Here is a 15,341-nt window from a genome sequence, read left to right on the forward strand (position 1 = left end):
ACAGGTTTCGAACCTCCCGCTCACCAGTGGGTCGTCGAAAGCCCTTTGTGAGTGGTCCTTAAATGCCCACTACCAAGGAGGCTTTTGATATGACCGATTTATTTGCAGTACCTGCCAATAGCAACACCCAAATCACGATGAGCAGCAAGGAAATTGCTGAGCGTTGCAATAAACAGCATAAGAATGTCATTCGCGACATAGAAAAGATGCTTGATGACCTGTCAGAAGATCGGCTCAAATTTGAGCACATCTCAAAAGACAGCTATGGGCGCGACCAAAAATCCTATCTCTTGCCCAAAGACCTAACTCTAACTCTGATCGCAGGTTACAACGTCAAACTGCGTAAAGCGATCATCGATCGCTGGCAGGAGCTGGAAGAGCAAGCAGCACAAGGGTTTAAAGTACCCAAAAGTTTTAAAGAAGCTCTACGTTTAGCCGCTGATCTGGCTGAGCAGAACGAAAAGCAACAACAACAGATAGAGGCCAGCAAGCCAGCGGTTGATTTTGTCGAGCGCTATGTAGACACGTCCGGCCTTAAAGGGTTTCGCGATGTGTGCCGTATGCTCAATGCCAGTGAGCGCCAGTTCAAACAGATGCTTATCAGCAAAGACCTCATTTACTTTAAGGTAGACAGGAACGGCAACAAAACCAAGGAATGGCGGTACCATAAAGAGCACATCAGGCTCCACCGTATTCGCGAAAAAGAAGGAGAAGATCACGGGCACCGTTACCACCAAGCGCGATTTACAGCAAAGGGCGTTAAGTGGATTTCGGGCCTTTGGGCTGAGTACATCTTGGAACAAAACAACGCAGCTTAAGGGGGTGTCTTATGTTTCACTTACACAAGAACAGTCTGACCCTCAAAGAGCTGGTTGACCTTTATGACTGCCTTGGGGTTCTGGTTGATGTTTCCTCAGCACTAAGCACCCAGCCGCGCTCCGAAAGCGATGGTATTGCAGAGTATATGGAGTGCCTATGCGGTGTTCTGGATGAAGAGCTGGAGCGCACAGCAGATACAGCACTGCGCAAAAAGGTCACCTCAAAGGAAGAGCGTAACCTGATGCGACGGCTTGAGCTTATGCGCGGCTTGCGGGGTTATGATCTGCAAAGAGGCCCGCACTTTACTTGCCCGCATCACAATGCCTAGCACACCACTTTGCTTATAGGCCCAAAAGCTCTGTTTGAGGCTGCTCAGGCAGAGGCTTTTGCAGATACTGGGAGCAATGAATGACAAGCAAATCACTTTTCAAGCAACGAGACATAGAGCGTGCTGTAAAAGGCGCAGAAAAAGGCGGTCTCGCTGTCAAAACCATTGAAATAAAGAGCGACGGGACAATTCGTCTAAGCAGCGATGCGTCCGAGAACAGCAATGACAACAAGCCATTGCCCAAGGTCGCCTCCATATGACAAAACAACGAAAGCGCCTGCCCTATGTGTTGCGCGAGGTCGCGCGGGGGCGGGTGTTTTGGTATTTTCGCAAGGGGAAAGGCAAGCGGGTGCGACTGCCCGGCAGGTACGGGTCTCCGGAGTTTATGGCGGCGTACGACGAGGCAATTAGCCTGCCGACAGTAGCGCAGAAAAAGACCAAAAGAGCGCCAGAGACACTGGGCTGGTTAATCGACCAGTATGTATCTAGCCCAGAATTTGGAGAGATGAAGCGCAGCACGCGAGCCGTAAAAAGTAGCTTCCTCAAAAAAATCGCAGAAGAATCCGGACACCATCCGCTCGACGCAATCAACTCCTCCACAATTCGCGGGGGGCGTGATAAGCGAGCCCACACGCCATCGGCTGCAAACAATTTTCTGAAACACCTGTCGGCGATGTACCGTTGGGCCATCGAAAATGAAGCAATAACATCAGTTACCACGAACCCGACGCGCGACGTACCCCGCTTAAAAATCAAATCTGAAGGACATCACACGTGGACCCCGGAGGAGATTGAGCAGTACCGTGCTCGCTGGCCGCTCGGCACGCGCGAACGTTTGGCGCTAGAGGTTCTCGCCTTCACCGGTCTGCGCCGTGGGGATGTTTGCCGGGTCGGCCCCGCGCACGTGAAGAACAAAATCCTGTCGATAAAAACGGAAAAGTATGGCGTGGAAGTGCACCTCCCCATCCTCCCCGCATTGCAGGAGGCAATAGACGCGACCCCGCACGGCTCGACATTCATTACGACCGCTAAGGGGTTGCCGTATGTGAAAGAAAGTTTTGGGAATTGGTTTGGCGAGTGCTGCGCGGCGGCAGGTGTGCCAGGGCGCGCCCACGGCATGCGTAAAGCTGCGGCAACTTTGGCGGCAGAAAACGGGGCGACAGACTCGCAGCTGAAGGCAATTTTTGGCTGGACCACTGACGAAATGCCAACGCTCTACACCCGCAAGGCTAGCCGTAAAAAAATGGCTGGGGAAGCAATAAAAACGCTAGAGAGAACCCCTAACACTTAACCCGTTAGGGGTTTTGGTGATAAATTTCTTTTTAAATTCAATGCTTTGGAAATTGATGGCGGACACGGAGGGATTCGAACCCTCGAGACCCTTCCGGGCCTACTCCCTTAGCAGGGGAGCGCCTTCGACCACTCGGCCACGTGTCCTTGAGCGCGTTAGTAGCCATTAACCGCTGGCAGATCAAGCGCATTTTTTCTTTTTTTCAATCTTTCCCCATGTTGGAAGCGTAAACTGTAAAAAACCATGGAATCGCAGAGCACTAGCCACCAAAAAAGGAGAAATAATTCGGCACTAGGCACAGTGCTTTTCAAAGGCAGCTTAAACACTTAGTCAGGCAGAACCTTGCGCAGGAACTGCTGCAATCTTGGATCCGCCGGCGCGGTGAAAATCTTCTCAGGCGGCCCCTGCTCCACAATCCGCCCACCTTCCATGAACAACACCCGATCGGCAATATCGCGGGCAAACCGCATTTCATGCGTCACGATCAGCATGGTTTGATGCGCCGCCGCCACCTTGCCCATCAGCTGCAACACCTCCTCAACCCATTCAGGATCAAGCGCGGACGTGGGCTCATCAACCAACATCAAGTCCACATGTGAGGCCATGGCCCGGCCAATACCAACCCGTTGTTGTTGCCCACCCGATAACGCCGAGGGATAGGCGTCAGCGCGATCAGCAAGGCCGATTTCACCAAGAATTGCGTCAGCCCGCGCCAGCGCCTCGCTTTTGCTAACGCCGCGCACCACATGTAACCCTTCGGCAATGTTCTCACGCGCCGTCTTATTGGCAAACAAAGCATAATTTTGGAAGACAAAAGCCGTATGCAAACGCAGTTGCTGGATTTCCTTCACCTTGGCTTTGGCCACATCAATATTCAGATCATCAAAACCAATTGTGCCCGCATCAGGTTGCTCAAGAAAGTTCAGGGTGCGCAGCAAAGTCGACTTACCGGTTCCCGATGGACCGATAATAACAATACGTTCGCCTTTTTCGATATCCAGATCAATGCCATCAAGCACCTTGTGGCCGTTGTAACTCTTTGTAAGTCCACGTACCCGGATCATCGCTGCACCGCCTTTCCAAGCCTCTGTTCCAACTGGCCTTGCACCAAGGACAATGCCTCCACCATGACCCAGTAGAACACTGCCACAACAATAAAGCTTTCAAAATAAAGGAAGCTGCCAGCCGCTTCCTTTTGCGTCGCCCCCATCAACTCGGTCACGCCCAGCGTAAAGGCCAATGAGGTACTCTTGATCAAGTCAATGAAGTAGTTAACCAGTGTTGGCGCGGCTATGCGTGCCGCTTGCGGCAACACAATCCGCCGCATCATCTGCCCCTCGCGCATACCGATGGAGCGCGCCGCTTCCCATTGGCTGCGATCAACTCCCAAAATAGCTGCACGAATGCTCTCTGCCATATAGGCGGAAAAATGCAAGGTTAGGCCAATGACAGCGGCAGAAATACCATCAAGCGCTGTCAGGCTTGGGAACAATTGCGGCAAGCCGTAGTAAAACAGGAAAAGCTGAACCAACAGCGGCGTACCGCGAAAGAAGCTGATGAAGAGCCCGGTAAACGGGTCTACCACCGGCACCTTCAAAACACGCACAATAGCAAGCAGGCAGGACAACACCAATGCCAGCAGCATGGACACACTGGCCATCCCAAGTGTCAAAGGCACGTATTTCAAAAGAACGGGAACAAGCCCGAGCATATAGTCAAAATCAAGTGCGCGCATTGCCTCTGCCTGCTTTCAACTCACGATTATTGTGCGCTGGTGATATCAGCACCAAACCACTTCAGGGAGATCTCGGCGAGCTTGCCGCTTTCTTTCAGCTTGGTCAGAGCTGCATCAACCTTTGCCGCCAGTTTGTTGCCCTCTTCATCCTTGCGGAACGGCAAGGCATTGTGGATCTGGGAGAACGGCTTACCAGCCAGCGCCAATGGCAGCGGGGTTTCTTTAATTGTCTGTGCCGCAGAAATACGATCCATCACATAGGCATCAACGCGGCCAAGCGCAGTTTCCTGCTCAATGTTACTATCGTAAGTCTTAATGGTAATTTCATCGGCATAAGGCAGATCGCGCAGCAACTGCTCGAAGTTAGAGCCAAGGTTGACAGCAACGCTGCGACCCTTCAGCGCTTCAACGCCATTAATGGTCTCTTCATTACCCTTTTTAACAACAACCTGCGCCCCGTCATATACATATGGCTGGGAGAAAGTGAATTTCTCCTGACGCGCTGGCGTTACGGTGATCTGGTTGGCAATGGTGTCAATACGGCCCGCTTCCAAAGAACCAACGAGGCCGGAGAAACTCATGGTCACGAATTCCACATCATCACCGGTTTCTTCGCCAACAGCTTTCATGACATCAACGTCAAAGCCCTGCAGCTGATCCTGCTTCACAAAGGTGAAGGGAAAGTAGCCACCAGACATACCAACACGAATGGTCTCGGCCTGAACAGGCAGTGCGAGCAATAGGGCACCTGCAGCAATCAAACTACGCATAATCATTAGTCCTGTGTTTTCGTTGCGTTGACCTGCAGATAGTCTCTATAGAAAAATTTTTCTAGATACCTGCGAAACTTGAAGAATATTCGCAAAACCATGCCAAGTTACGTGAGACAAAGAGATTCCATTACTGTTTATTCCGCACTTTCAGAACCAGAATCTAATCACCGCACCCCAAGGGAAATTCAAATTCTACAGAAATGCAGTTTACACCTGATATACTTTGCTTTTTGCACAGTCAGCCGCCTGCAAATGCCAATTCAGGCCATCCAAAGCGATGCGATTTCGGCTTTGCCCGAGGGTCGCAGCGCAATCACCCGCTCTTGCAATACCTTTTGATTTCTGTTGAAGCTGTAAGCTTGAAAAACGCCAAGAGATACACCGTGATCCTGACCCAAGCCTCTGCCCGCATCATACTCGCCGCCGCCATTCTGATCTCAGGGGGGCTGAGCGCTCAAAAGGGCTATGCAGCAAGCCTGCGCGTGGCTGTTGCCTCAAATTTCCAAAGCACGGCAAAACGGCTAACTGCGCAATACACCGTTCAAACGGGCAACACCATCCGCTTCAGCTTTGCCTCCACCGGCACACTTTATACCCAGATCGCCCAAGGGGCGCCCTATGATGTCTTTCTTGCCGCCGACACCCAGCGCCCCCAAAAAGCGATTGAGCAAGGCCTCGCACTGAGCAGCCCCAGCTGCACCTACGCGCAAGGAACGCTCGCTCTCGTCTCCAGCGATCCAGAAACAAAAGTCACAGCACAAACCCTGCGAAATGCGCCAAGTGGCCGCCTTGCCATCGCCAATCCGCAAACCGCGCCATATGGGCGCGCCGCCAAGCAGGCCTTGCAAGCGCTGCAACTCTGGCAACTATGGCAACCTCATCTGGTGCGCGGCAACAACATCGCACAGGCCTATCAATTCGTCGCCACAGGCAATGCGGAGCTTGGCCTTGTCGCTGCTTCCCAGCTGCCAACGAACGCGAAAAATCACTGGCTGCTCCCCCCCGCGCTATATGACCCCATCTTGCAAGGGGCGGTTGTCATCAGCACCTCGCAGCAGCAAGAAGCGGCAAAAGCCTTTGTGGAATTCCTCTGTAGCCGGGACGCTGCCAAGACAATCGCCAGCCAAAACTATATGATACCGCAGCGCCCATAAACAACGGACAGTCTTACACCGCCCAAAGGAGGCCAAATGGCAGAACTTGGCGAACTATGGCAACCGGTGCTGCTAAGCTTACAACTGGCAAGCCTCACCACCTTTATTCTGCTGCTGCTTGGTACCCCGCTTGCCTGGTGGCTTGCCCGCTCCCCCAGCAGGTTAAAAGAAGTCGTTGCCGCATTGGTTGCCCTGCCGCTGGTGCTGCCCCCCACCGTGCTTGGCTTTTATCTACTCATCGCCCTTGGCCCCTCCGGCCCCGTTGGCTGGACCAGTAGCCTCACCGGCCTGCGCTCCCTTGCCTTTTCCTTTACCGGGCTGGTTATCGCCTCGGTGATCTACTCACTCCCCTTTGCCGTTCAGCCCATCCGCTCCGCGTTTGAGGCCATCGGCCCACGCCCCTTTGAAGTCGCCGCAACCCTGCGCGCCAGCCCTTGGCAAAGCTTCTGGCGCGTTGGCCTGCCCCTTGCCCGCCCGGGCCTTGTCTCCGGCGCTGTGCTGGCATTTGCCCATACAATCGGCGAATTCGGCGTTGTGCTCATGATTGGCGGCAACATTCCGGGCGAAACCCGCGTTATCTCCGTTGCCATTTATGATTATGTCGAGACCTTGCAATGGGGCAAAGCGCATATGCTGTCCATCGGCCTGCTGCTTTTCGCCTTCCTTGTTATCCTCGCCACCCGGATAATCGATGCGCGCGCGCAGCGCAAACACGCCAGCTAGCACTGCGGACGCCTTCATATGACCACAGCTCAAAACGCTCCTGCCCTTCACGCCCGCCTAAACGGCCAAATCGGTGATCTAGCGCTAGATGTAGAACTCAGCATTCCAGAACAAGGCATCACCGCACTCTTCGGACCCTCTGGCTGCGGTAAAACCACCATCCTGCGCGCCCTTGCCGGGCTAAACCGGCTCAATGGCCAGATCACCGCCTTTGGCCAATGCTGGCAAAACAACAAGAACGGCAGTTTTTGCGCCCCCCATCAGCGCCGTGTGGGCTATGTATTTCAAGAGGCAAGCCTGTTTCCCCATCTCTCGGTCGCGCAAAACCTTAGCTTTTCTGCCCGCTACACAAAGCACCTCACCAACACCGCTTTGCCGGAACAGCAGGTGATTGAGCTGCTCGGCCTCGCCCCGCTGCTCGCCCGCACACCCCACGCCCTTTCAGGCGGCGAGCGCCAACGCGTTGCCATTGGTCGCGCCCTTTTAAGTGCGCCGCAAATCCTGTTAATGGATGAACCGCTAAGCGCCCTCGATACCCAAAGCAAACAAGAAATCCTGCCGTTTCTGGAAAGCCTCCATCGCCGCCTTGCCCTGCCCATAGTCTATGTTAGCCACGATATTGGCGAGGTCACCCGGCTGGCTGATACGCTCGTTTGCTTGCGGCGCGGCAAGGTGCTTTCTCAAGGCCCTCTCGCCCAGCAACTGCAAAGCCTCACCCCGCTTCCCGGCATGAGCGCCAGCCAAAGCCGCTCCCTGCTACAAGGCACAGTGCTGGCATTCGATGAAGATACACAAATAACCAAACTGGCCGTAGGTAGCCACTGCTTCGAGGTCCCCGGCAAGATCGGCCCCATTGGCACCAATCGCCGCCTGATCATTCACGCAAGCGATGTCTCCTTAGCCCTCACCCGCCCGCAAGGGGTGAGCCTGCGCAATATCATCTCCATGCATATCAGCGATATTCAAGAGCTGACAGGCACCCCGTTTGCGCAGGTCAAACTGGAAAACGGCCCCCTACAGCTAAAATCACGCCTGACCCGCGCCTCCTGCAAAGAGCTACAGCTCTCACCCGGCATGCCCGTGTTTGCTATGGTCAAATCCATTAGTTTCGCAGATCATAATTTGTAAATACGTCGCGCCAACAGCCGCTGCCAAAGCTGGCCAAGCAAAAGGCCCGGCTACTCAGCCAGGCCCCATATTCATTTAGGCATAAATGCAAGCCAATTACGCAGGCTCAACCTCGGCCAGTGCCCGGTGCGTTGCCACCAGATCCTGATACCAATAGCCACTTTTCTTGATAGTGCGCTGCTGTGTTTCATAGTCCACATGCACAATACCGAAGCGCATAGAATACCCAAAGGCCCACTCGTAATTGTCCATCAAGCTCCAGGCAAAATACCCCTTAAGTGGCACGCCCTTGTCCAGCGCATCGGCAACCGCACCAATATGCTTCTCGTAGTATTCCAGCCGTGGCTGGTCATCAACTACCCCGTCAACTGGGCCCATATTGTATGCGGCTCCGTTTTCGGTGATGTAAACCGGCGGCATGTCATAGCGCTTGTAAACATCCACGAGGAAATCGGTCAGGCCTTCTGCGCGAATTTCCCAGCCGATATCCGTACGCACGTCACTATCGGTGGACGGCACGCCAATTGTTGCAGGATAGACAGCATCCGGCGCCGGATCATGCTTAACGGTTTCAGGGTTGTAGAAGTTGTAACCCCACCAATCCAGCGGCTGGTGAATGCGCTCCAGATCGCCCTCGCGCAGGTCCATCTTGTCACCATGTGCAGCAAGGAACCCTTCATCATACTTACCCGCGAACATGGGCGAGAGGAAAGCCCCGTTGTTAAACTGGTAGAAGCGCTCCACCGCTGCCTTGTCCTCCGCGCTATCACTGGCTGCATAGGTGGAGAACGAGTTCAAAACCACACCCATCTGGATATCGGCACGCTCCGCCCGCGCAGCGAGCACCGCTGTCCCATGCGCCAGATTAAAGGTGTGCACAGAAGCAATTGCAGCCTCCATAGATTTTTCACCAGGTGCATGCGCGCCGATCAAATGCGAAAGATAGGAGGCGCACCATGGCTCATTCAGCGTGGCCAACCCGTCAATCCGGTCCCCCAAACGCTTGACAACGGCGCTGGTGTATTCACCAAACGCATCCGCCGTATCGCGGCAGGTCCAGCCACCAAATCCGGCCAGCGCCAAAGGCAAATCCCAGTGATAAAGAGTCGGGAACACCTTGATATTGCGCGCCACCAGCCCGTCAATTAGCCGGTCATAAAAGTCCAGCCCTTCTTCATTGACAGCGCCGCGCCCGTCCGGAATGACCCGCGGCCAAGCAATCGACAAACGGTAGGCCTCAACACCCAATTCCTTAATCAAATCAAGATCACTTTCCCAAAGGTGGTAGTGATCACAAGCCACCTCGCCAGTGTGCCCTTCAAACACCCGTCCGGGCATTTTGGAAAACGCATCCCAGATGGAAGGCTTCCGCCCCCCTTCATTTGCCGCCCCTTCAATCTGATAGGCAGCGGTGGCTACACCAAACATAAAGCCCTTTGGAAAACGGGCCGCTAATTGTTTTGCAGAAGACATGAAAACCTCGCATCCGCGCATCTATGCGCTTTCGCAATTTACCTTAATAAGCTATCTCGCCACGTCAGCACAGCCGTGGCACATACCACCCCGCGGCGCCAAGCCCACACGTCGGGACGGCACTTCAGGTTGGGCGGATAAAAGAATGCGTTTCCCCAGTCGCTCTCATCAAAGAGCGGCGTGTCAGCATTCAAATCAATTTCTTCATGGAGGATTTGCCAACGTTCGAAAACGCAGGCATCGAACCGCACCTCCCAGAACGGTACACGCCAGCCAAACCATCAAGACCTCCCAGACCTATGGCAACTTAATCACCTAACAACTCCAGCTATAGCGCATGTAAACGCTTACATCAAGCGATTCACACGCTATACCTACGGCGCAAACACCCCAATTTCTTTAGTTTTCATCGGCTATTGTGTCGCATGCCCGCCCGCCATTACCGCACCGGTCCATAAGTGGCTTAAATCACATCTGTATTTGCCACTATGCACTATGAGGACACGCGAAACGCGACCTGCGCTATAACAAAATGCACCCGCAATAAATGTAGGCAACATAAGATGAAACTCACGATACCTTTGTGCACCGCAGCCAGTATAATCGCTCTTGCCTCCCATGCGGCGGTGCAAACACCCGTCGACACGCTTATAACCAACGGCCACATCCTCACCATGGATGCACAAAAGGCGGAGTTCCCTCACGGCTTGGTCGCCATTAAAGACGATAGGATCATCGCGGTCACCGATGGCTCGGATGTTGCAAGCTACACAGCAAAGCGCACCCTTGATGCCAAGGGAGACATCGTCATGCCCGGCCTCATTAACACGCACACCCACGTCTCCATGAGCGTGTTTCGCTCACTTGCCGATGATGTTCCAGACCGCCTGCATCGCTATATCTTCCCGCTAGAGGGCAAGCTGGTTTCCCGCGACATGGTGCGCATAGGCGCAAATCTGGGCAATGTGGAGATGCTAAAAGGCGGCGTCACCACCTACGCCGACATGTACTATTTCGAAGATGAAGTCGCCAAAACCGTCGACACTATCGGCATGCGCGCCGTCCTCGGTGAAACCGTGATCAAGTTTCCGGTGGCCGATGCGAAAAACGCACAGGAAGGTATCAACTACGCCCTCAATTTCATTGAGCAATACAAAGATCACCCGCGCATAACGCCCGCCTTTGCCCCGCACGCACCTTACACAAACACCACTGAAACCCTAAAGCAGCTTTCCAAGCTTTCGCAGGAGCTGGATGTCCCGGTAATGATTCACCTCGCAGAATCCCACCGCGAGAGCGAAAAAATTGCTGAGCGTTCCGGCGGGCTTTCACCAGTTGCCTACATGAATGAAATCGGCGCCCTCAACGACAAGCTCATTGCCGCGCACGTTATTAATGCAGATGATGCCGACATCGCCTTGCTTAAAGCGAACGACGTTGGCATTGCCCACAACATGAGCGCCAACATTAAATCGGCCAAAGGCGTATCACCTGCTCTAAAAATGTTTGACGAAGGGCTGCGCATCGGCCTTGGCACAGATGGCCCCATGTCCGGCAACACTCTGAGCACGCTGGATGAGTTCAATCAGGTCGCCAAAGTGCACAAACTCGCCAACAAAGACCGCGCCGCCATGCCCCCCATCAAGGTGGTAGAAATGGCCACAATTGGCGCCGCTCGTGCCTTGCATATGGAAGAGCAGATCGGTTCTCTAGAGGTTGGCAAACAGGCCGATATCATCATCATCGACACCAAAGCGCCAAACATGGTGCCGATCTACAACCCCTACTCCGCGCTGGTCTATTCCGCCTATTCCAGCAACGTCAAGCATAGCTTCGTTGCCGGACGTCAGCTGATGCAGGATCGAAAAATCCTCACCGTCGATGAATCCAAGATCATTGAAGAAGCGCAGGGCTTCGCCAAAATCGTCCGCAAGACTGTCATCGAAAGCGGCGAAAAGGTGCAGTAGCTTCAAGAACAACCCAACAAACAAAGCCAAGGAGGTGCGTCCCCCCTTGGCCTTTTTTTTAAAAACTACCAAAGCTACTGGCAGTTAAGGTTTCGGCCGGCGGCTCCGTGCTGCATCTGCTCCGCCGCGCCCCCGCGCTGCGCCGCGTACTGCACCCTTGGACCCTGTGTTGCCCCGGGGCTTCTGTCCGCTTCTCGGCTTACCGCCCCGTCGCTGCTCTGCTGGGCCGTTGCCAGCTGTCTTGCGCTCACCGCGTTCACCTGCGTTCTGTGGTTGTTTTTGTTCGCCCCGTCCACGCTCTGCCGCCGCGGCTTTGGCAGGCCGCGGCTTGCGCCGCTCACCTGCCCCTTTGCTCTCGCCTTGCCCACCGGCACCATCCTTTCTAGCAGATGGTCGGCGCCGCCCTTTTTGTGGTCGCTTGTGCCGAGTAAGTTGCGCGGGCTTCTCCAGCGGGTCAAACGACAGAGCATCCTCGCCAAAATCTCCATCGCCAGAGGGAATGCGCCGCCCGATCAGTCTTTCGATATCCCGCAGGTACGGCAGTTCCGTGGAATCGCATAGCGAGACCGCAACGCCGCTCTTACCCGCCCGAGCTGTCCGGCCAATGCGGTGCACATAAGCTTCCGGCACATTGGGCAGCTCGTAGTTCACCACGTGGCTGACCCCGTCAATATCAATACCGCGTGCAGCAATGTCCGTTGCCACCAGAATGGTAATCGACCCGCTTTTAAACGCATCGAGCGCCCGCTCCCGCTGCCGCTGGCTCTTGTTGCCATGGATCGCCGCAGAGGCCAGTCCAGCTTTCTCCAAATAGCCACTCACCCGGTCCGCTCCGCGCTTGGTGCGGGTAAACACAATAGCGCGCTCCACAGCACTTTCTGTGAACACCTCTTCCAGCGCTGCCCGTTTGGCACTGGAATTTAAATAGCGCACCGACTGGTCAATTTTTTCAATCGGCCGCGAGACTGGGGCCACAGAGATTTCCGCAGGATCCTGCAAAAACTCTTTTGCCAGCTTGCGGATTTGCACCGGCATAGTCGCCGACAGCAGTACAACCTGCCGTGGCTTCGGCACCTTTCCCATAATTCGGCGGATCGCGGGCGCAAACCCCAGATCGAGCATCTGGTCCGCTTCATCCAGCACCACAGTTGTCGTCGCATCCAGCCGCAAACCGCCCGTACCCAAATGGTCTTCCAGACGCCCCGGCGTTGCAATGACAATATCCAGACCTTTGGCCAGCGCCCGCAGCTGCGGCCCATGCTTCACCCCCCCGAAAATCACCGCCAGTGATGGCCCGATAAATTCTCCGTAGTTGCGTACACTCTCGGCAATCTGCGAGGCAAGTTCGCGCGTCGGCGCCAGAATAAGCGCCCGGCAAGTGTGTGGCTCGGGCTTTTTTCGATCCTGCGCCAACGCACTCAGCAAAGGCAACACAAACGCCGCCGTCTTGCCCGTGCCGGTCTGCGCAATGCCAAGCACATCCCGCCCTGCCCGCATCACAGGAATAACTTCACTCTGGATCGGCGTCGGGGCAGAGTAGCCCTGTTCGTTGACAGCACGCAAAATAGGCTCGGCGAGCCCGGCTTCAGCAAAAGTTTTCAAAGAGTTTCTCTCATATGTAATCGCCGCGCGGCCTGCTGCGCGCATTCTAGCGGCGCGAGGGGCAATCGTTGATACGCGGCTGCAAAAAGAAAGCGCTGGCTGCGCACAAACACGTTGTGTCGCCGCTGCACTTACAAATATGAAGTCCGTAAACGAGAGTGAGGCGAAACCTCAATAAACGCATGGGACCACGGTTCACGCCCGTGCTTTATCCCGCTCGAGCCAGGTTTCTTTGCGAGTATGCGCCTCTTCATTTTAGCGATACTTGAAACCAAAAGGGCCGCCTTAGTACTCACGACGTGCGTCGCAAGCTGGCAGGCGATAAGGCTCCTCTACCGCTAATCCCCGCAAAAAGCAAGATAGATTAGCGACCTGTTCTCAATCTGCTCCTCAATCCAGCCCACTTTCTTTTAGCAAAATACTGTCAACAGCAACGGTACAATTGAATATGTAATAGTCGGGCTGTACCTTGCTGCCATCATGGTCAATCAGGGTTAGCGGGAAGAACTGGTGCACGCCGGGCTCGAATTCTTCCAGCAAGTCTTTAAAGCGCTGGCTGGCGACACAGCGGCCTGCTGTTTGAAAGACATCAGGGATCCGCTTTTTTTTGGTGCGCCGTGCAGTGCGGGGCACGTTTTCCGGGTCCCACCAGAAACCAAAGCCGTAAACTGGAACAACGGCCTTAATAAATGAAGCCGGCTTATTATCAAAGGTGAAGTCCGGAGTGGACCAAGCTTGTAGGACTTGATGTAAGTACCATGCCATAATTACAGTTTTCCCTTAAGGTTGCGCCGAGAAAATACTCAATGAATTAAAGAATACGGGCTTTGGAAAAGCAAAAATCAATTTTTGGATAGGCCGCCACAATGGCATCATGCAGCTGTCCGCTCATAAAAATCTTGGAGCGTAATAAAGGTTCGATCCACAGATCCGCGCCTTGTAGAGCATCAGCCGAAACTGCGATGTCGCCATGCTTGGGCTCAATCGCCGCCCGCCATCTGTGAAATCCTGTTTCTTTATTTCGCGCGGTTGCTCTTACCCCTTTGCTCTCTTCGGGCAGGAAACTGTGTTTTTGCGAACCCCAGTTGATAAAGTAAAACGGGCCGGGTAACGGCTTTGTCAGGTTATTGGTTTGGCGGCCATGTTTCACGCAAAAGCGCTGGCGTCATTTGATGACGAATTATTCGCGCACCCGTTACAAGAAATTACTCGTAAGCAACAAAGAATTTTGCACCACTTGGCGCAGGGCGCAAGCGGCGATGAGATCGCCGATGCTCTTGGGATAACGCGTGATGGTGTGAACTTTCACCTCAGAAAAATATACTCCAAGCTATCCAAGGGTAATGCCGCTGCAGCTATAGCGGCGGCCACGCGTCTGGGGATCGCCTGATGTCACCCTACCAATAGATGTTTTTGCTTGCTGTATTCCCTGCGATTAGGGAGGGAATATGCGCGTATCTGTTACAAATTGGAGGCTGGCGGCAACGGGCTGCCAAGCGTGGGCGGCCCAGCATAAACTTCGGTCTGAGGGGTTCATTAATAGGCTGGCCTATGATCAAAAATCCAAAGGGCAAGTGCGTATTTGCAATGGCTGGGAATTTGATCAATACGACACACCAGAGGCAGATTATGTGGTTGTGTTGAAAGAGGGCGAAGCTATCGCCTGCTGCCGACTAATCAGCTGCGCGTCACCTACAATGCTCTATGATCTATGGCTTGAGAAATCCTCAAAGTTACCTCCAAACCGCAGCCGGATTATTGAGGCCAGCAGAATTTGCACAGCACGAAGCTTGACTGCTATAGAGCGTGGGAGGGCGCTGGACCTACTAATCCATAAAAGTCTGATAGGCGCTCGTGAGCGAGGTGGTGCGTATATTCTCGGCGTGATGCGCCCGGTGTTAATGAAGTCACTCCTAAAGCCTCGGCGCGTGCCCTTTAGCGCTAATGCAGAATGGAAGGTTGATCAACAACGCTGCATCATTGGATTGATAAATGTGAATGACGCTCTTGAAAAATTTAAACCTGCGGTTTAGCTGGCTTAGCTTATCAGCCGCAAATACCTTGAAATGCGCGGCGCATTGTTTTCCATTACGAACTTGCGCATTTTCCATTACAAAATTGCGCGCTACAATACCTGCTTCTATATTGCTTCCATCGCCGCAACTACCACCAAACGTTAGATAACAAAAAACCCGTTAAGTCGTTGACTTAACGGGTTAAATCTTGGTTGCGGGGGTAGGATTTGAACCTACGACCTTCAGGTTATGAGCCTGACGAGCTACCGGGCTGCTCCACCCCGCGTCAATCTGGTGCTTTTTGTGTTTGTTTGAATTTGAAGTGTGTGTGTG

General features: G+C 53.9%; 17 protein-coding genes and 2 tRNA genes. 10 read left to right on the top strand and 9 right to left on the bottom strand.

Going from position 1 to position 15,341, the window contains the following annotated elements:
• Positions 1 to 89 precede the first annotated feature (89 nt).
• The 4 genes from AYK82_RS17305 (at position 90) to AYK82_RS17320 (ending at position 2,438) form a co-directional block, all read left to right on the top strand.
• Positions 90 to 818 carry a Rha family transcriptional regulator gene (locus tag AYK82_RS17305; RefSeq protein ID WP_068318990.1) on the top strand — a complete coding sequence of 243 codons (729 nt, stop codon included), beginning with the start codon at positions 90 to 92 and terminating at the stop codon, positions 816 to 818.
• Positions 819 to 829: 11 nt separating this feature from the next.
• Entirely contained in the window at positions 830 to 1,147 is a 318-nt protein-coding gene (locus AYK82_RS17310) for a hypothetical protein (RefSeq protein ID WP_068318992.1), read from the top strand.
• Positions 1,148 to 1,227: 80 nt separating this feature from the next.
• Positions 1,228 to 1,407, top strand: coding sequence for a hypothetical protein (locus AYK82_RS17315; protein WP_068318994.1), 180 nt, complete (start codon positions 1,228 to 1,230; stop codon positions 1,405 to 1,407).
• Positions 1,404 to 2,438 (top strand): tyrosine-type recombinase/integrase, encoded by a 1,035-nt coding sequence (locus AYK82_RS17320; protein WP_068318996.1) that lies wholly within the window; start codon positions 1,404 to 1,406, stop codon positions 2,436 to 2,438. The genes AYK82_RS17315 and AYK82_RS17320 overlap by 4 nt, the downstream gene beginning before the upstream one ends.
• A 56-nt stretch (positions 2,439 to 2,494) precedes the next feature.
• Here AYK82_RS17320 and AYK82_RS17325 read toward each other — a convergent pair.
• The 4 genes from AYK82_RS17325 to AYK82_RS17340 form a co-directional block, all read right to left on the bottom strand.
• Positions 2,495 to 2,584: transfer RNA gene (locus AYK82_RS17325), tRNA-Ser, on the bottom strand.
• 180 nt (positions 2,585 to 2,764) lie between these two features.
• Positions 2,765 to 3,502: an amino acid ABC transporter ATP-binding protein gene (locus tag AYK82_RS17330; RefSeq protein ID WP_068318998.1), complete on the bottom strand. Its 738-nt coding sequence runs from the start codon at positions 3,500 to 3,502 to the stop codon at positions 2,765 to 2,767.
• Entirely contained in the window at positions 3,499 to 4,173 is a 675-nt protein-coding gene (locus AYK82_RS17335; RefSeq protein WP_068319000.1) for an amino acid ABC transporter permease, read from the bottom strand. Before AYK82_RS17335 ends, AYK82_RS17330 begins: the two co-directional genes overlap by 4 nt.
• A 26-nt stretch (positions 4,174 to 4,199) precedes the next feature.
• Entirely contained in the window at positions 4,200 to 4,943 is a 744-nt protein-coding gene (locus AYK82_RS17340; RefSeq protein WP_244265791.1) for an amino acid ABC transporter substrate-binding protein, read from the bottom strand.
• Positions 4,944 to 5,329: 386 nt separating this feature from the next.
• On the opposite strand from AYK82_RS17340, the gene modA reads away from it, so the two are divergent.
• Genes modA through modC form a run of 3 tightly spaced genes read left to right on the top strand, consistent with a single transcriptional unit; the run spans position 5,330 to position 7,951 of the window.
• On the top strand, positions 5,330 to 6,100 hold the full coding sequence (gene modA, locus AYK82_RS17345) for a molybdate ABC transporter substrate-binding protein (protein WP_244265792.1): 771 nt from the start codon (positions 5,330 to 5,332) through the stop codon (positions 6,098 to 6,100).
• A gap of 36 nt (positions 6,101 to 6,136) precedes the next feature.
• Positions 6,137 to 6,823, top strand: a complete 687-nt coding sequence (modB, locus tag AYK82_RS17350; protein ID WP_068319004.1) for a molybdate ABC transporter permease subunit — start codon at positions 6,137 to 6,139, stop codon at positions 6,821 to 6,823.
• A gap of 18 nt (positions 6,824 to 6,841) precedes the next feature.
• Complete coding sequence (gene modC / locus AYK82_RS17355) at positions 6,842 to 7,951, top strand: molybdenum ABC transporter ATP-binding protein (RefSeq protein WP_068319005.1); 1,110 nt, start codon at positions 6,842 to 6,844, stop codon at positions 7,949 to 7,951.
• 96 nt (positions 7,952 to 8,047) lie between these two features.
• Here modC and AYK82_RS17360 read toward each other — a convergent pair whose 3' ends face one another.
• Complete coding sequence (locus AYK82_RS17360) at positions 8,048 to 9,424, bottom strand: GH1 family beta-glucosidase (RefSeq protein WP_068319007.1); 1,377 nt, start codon at positions 9,422 to 9,424, stop codon at positions 8,048 to 8,050.
• Between the two features lie 563 nt (positions 9,425 to 9,987).
• On the opposite strand from AYK82_RS17360, the gene AYK82_RS17365 reads away from it, so the two are divergent.
• Positions 9,988 to 11,391, top strand: coding sequence for an amidohydrolase (locus tag AYK82_RS17365; protein WP_082734027.1), 1,404 nt, complete (start codon positions 9,988 to 9,990; stop codon positions 11,389 to 11,391).
• An 84-nt stretch (positions 11,392 to 11,475) separates the two neighbouring features.
• Here AYK82_RS17365 and AYK82_RS17370 read toward each other — a convergent pair whose 3' ends face one another.
• The 3 genes from AYK82_RS17370 to AYK82_RS17380 all read right to left on the bottom strand — a co-directional run bounded on the left by AYK82_RS17370 (position 11,476) and on the right by AYK82_RS17380 (position 14,143).
• Entirely contained in the window at positions 11,476 to 12,993 is a 1,518-nt protein-coding gene (locus AYK82_RS17370) for a DEAD/DEAH box helicase (RefSeq protein WP_068319020.1), read from the bottom strand.
• Between the two features lie 390 nt (positions 12,994 to 13,383).
• On the bottom strand, positions 13,384 to 13,758 hold the full coding sequence (locus tag AYK82_RS17375; protein WP_068319009.1) for an imm11 family protein: 375 nt from the start codon (positions 13,756 to 13,758) through the stop codon (positions 13,384 to 13,386).
• 46 nt (positions 13,759 to 13,804) lie between these two features.
• Positions 13,805 to 14,143 (bottom strand): hypothetical protein, encoded by a 339-nt coding sequence (locus tag AYK82_RS17380; RefSeq protein WP_068319010.1) that lies wholly within the window; start codon positions 14,141 to 14,143, stop codon positions 13,805 to 13,807.
• On the opposite strand from AYK82_RS17380, the gene AYK82_RS17385 reads away from it, so the two are divergent.
• Positions 14,135 to 14,383 carry a LuxR C-terminal-related transcriptional regulator gene (locus tag AYK82_RS17385; RefSeq protein ID WP_068319012.1) on the top strand — a complete coding sequence of 83 codons (249 nt, stop codon included), beginning with the start codon at positions 14,135 to 14,137 and terminating at the stop codon, positions 14,381 to 14,383. The two genes, AYK82_RS17380 and AYK82_RS17385, sit on opposite strands and share 9 nt — an antisense overlap.
• 58 nt (positions 14,384 to 14,441) lie before the next feature.
• Entirely contained in the window at positions 14,442 to 15,026 is a 585-nt protein-coding gene (locus tag AYK82_RS17390; RefSeq protein WP_068319014.1) for an acyl-homoserine-lactone synthase, read from the top strand.
• Positions 15,027 to 15,217: 191 nt separating this feature from the next.
• Here the strand turns inward: AYK82_RS17390 and AYK82_RS17395 are convergent.
• A tRNA-Met gene (locus AYK82_RS17395) sits at positions 15,218 to 15,294 on the bottom strand.
• Positions 15,295 to 15,341: the final 47 nt, after the last annotated feature.

Origin of the sequence: Polycladidibacter hongkongensis, assembly GCF_001561995.1 — a bacterium.
GTDB lineage: Bacteria > Pseudomonadota > Alphaproteobacteria > Rhizobiales > Stappiaceae > Pseudovibrio > Pseudovibrio hongkongensis.

What these genes read in the sequence shown, in the direction of transcription:
- AYK82_RS17305 (WP_068318990.1), top strand. Translation starts at nt 90, where the DNA reads ATGACCGATTTATTTGCAGTACCTGCCAATAGCAACACCCAAATCACG.
- AYK82_RS17310 (WP_068318992.1), top strand. Translation starts at nt 830, where the DNA reads ATGTTTCACTTACACAAGAACAGTCTGACCCTCAAAGAGCTGGTTGAC.
- AYK82_RS17315 (WP_068318994.1), top strand. Translation starts at nt 1,228, where the DNA reads ATGACAAGCAAATCACTTTTCAAGCAACGAGACATAGAGCGTGCTGTA.
- AYK82_RS17320 (WP_068318996.1), top strand. Translation starts at nt 1,404, where the DNA reads ATGACAAAACAACGAAAGCGCCTGCCCTATGTGTTGCGCGAGGTCGCG.
- AYK82_RS17330 (WP_068318998.1), bottom strand. Translation starts at nt 3,502, where the DNA reads ATGATCCGGGTACGTGGACTTACAAAGAGTTACAACGGCCACAAGGTG.
- AYK82_RS17335 (WP_068319000.1), bottom strand. Translation starts at nt 4,173, where the DNA reads ATGCGCGCACTTGATTTTGACTATATGCTCGGGCTTGTTCCCGTTCTT.
- AYK82_RS17340 (WP_244265791.1), bottom strand. Translation starts at nt 4,943, where the DNA reads ATGCGTAGTTTGATTGCTGCAGGTGCCCTATTGCTCGCACTGCCTGTT.
- modB (WP_068319004.1), top strand. Translation starts at nt 6,137, where the DNA reads ATGGCAGAACTTGGCGAACTATGGCAACCGGTGCTGCTAAGCTTACAA.
- modC (WP_068319005.1), top strand. Translation starts at nt 6,842, where the DNA reads ATGACCACAGCTCAAAACGCTCCTGCCCTTCACGCCCGCCTAAACGGC.
- AYK82_RS17360 (WP_068319007.1), bottom strand. Translation starts at nt 9,424, where the DNA reads ATGTCTTCTGCAAAACAATTAGCGGCCCGTTTTCCAAAGGGCTTTATG.
- AYK82_RS17365 (WP_082734027.1), top strand. Translation starts at nt 9,988, where the DNA reads ATGAAACTCACGATACCTTTGTGCACCGCAGCCAGTATAATCGCTCTT.
- AYK82_RS17375 (WP_068319009.1), bottom strand. Translation starts at nt 13,758, where the DNA reads ATGGCATGGTACTTACATCAAGTCCTACAAGCTTGGTCCACTCCGGAC.
- AYK82_RS17385 (WP_068319012.1), top strand. Translation starts at nt 14,135, where the DNA reads ATGTTTCACGCAAAAGCGCTGGCGTCATTTGATGACGAATTATTCGCG.
- AYK82_RS17390 (WP_068319014.1), top strand. Translation starts at nt 14,442, where the DNA reads ATGCGCGTATCTGTTACAAATTGGAGGCTGGCGGCAACGGGCTGCCAA.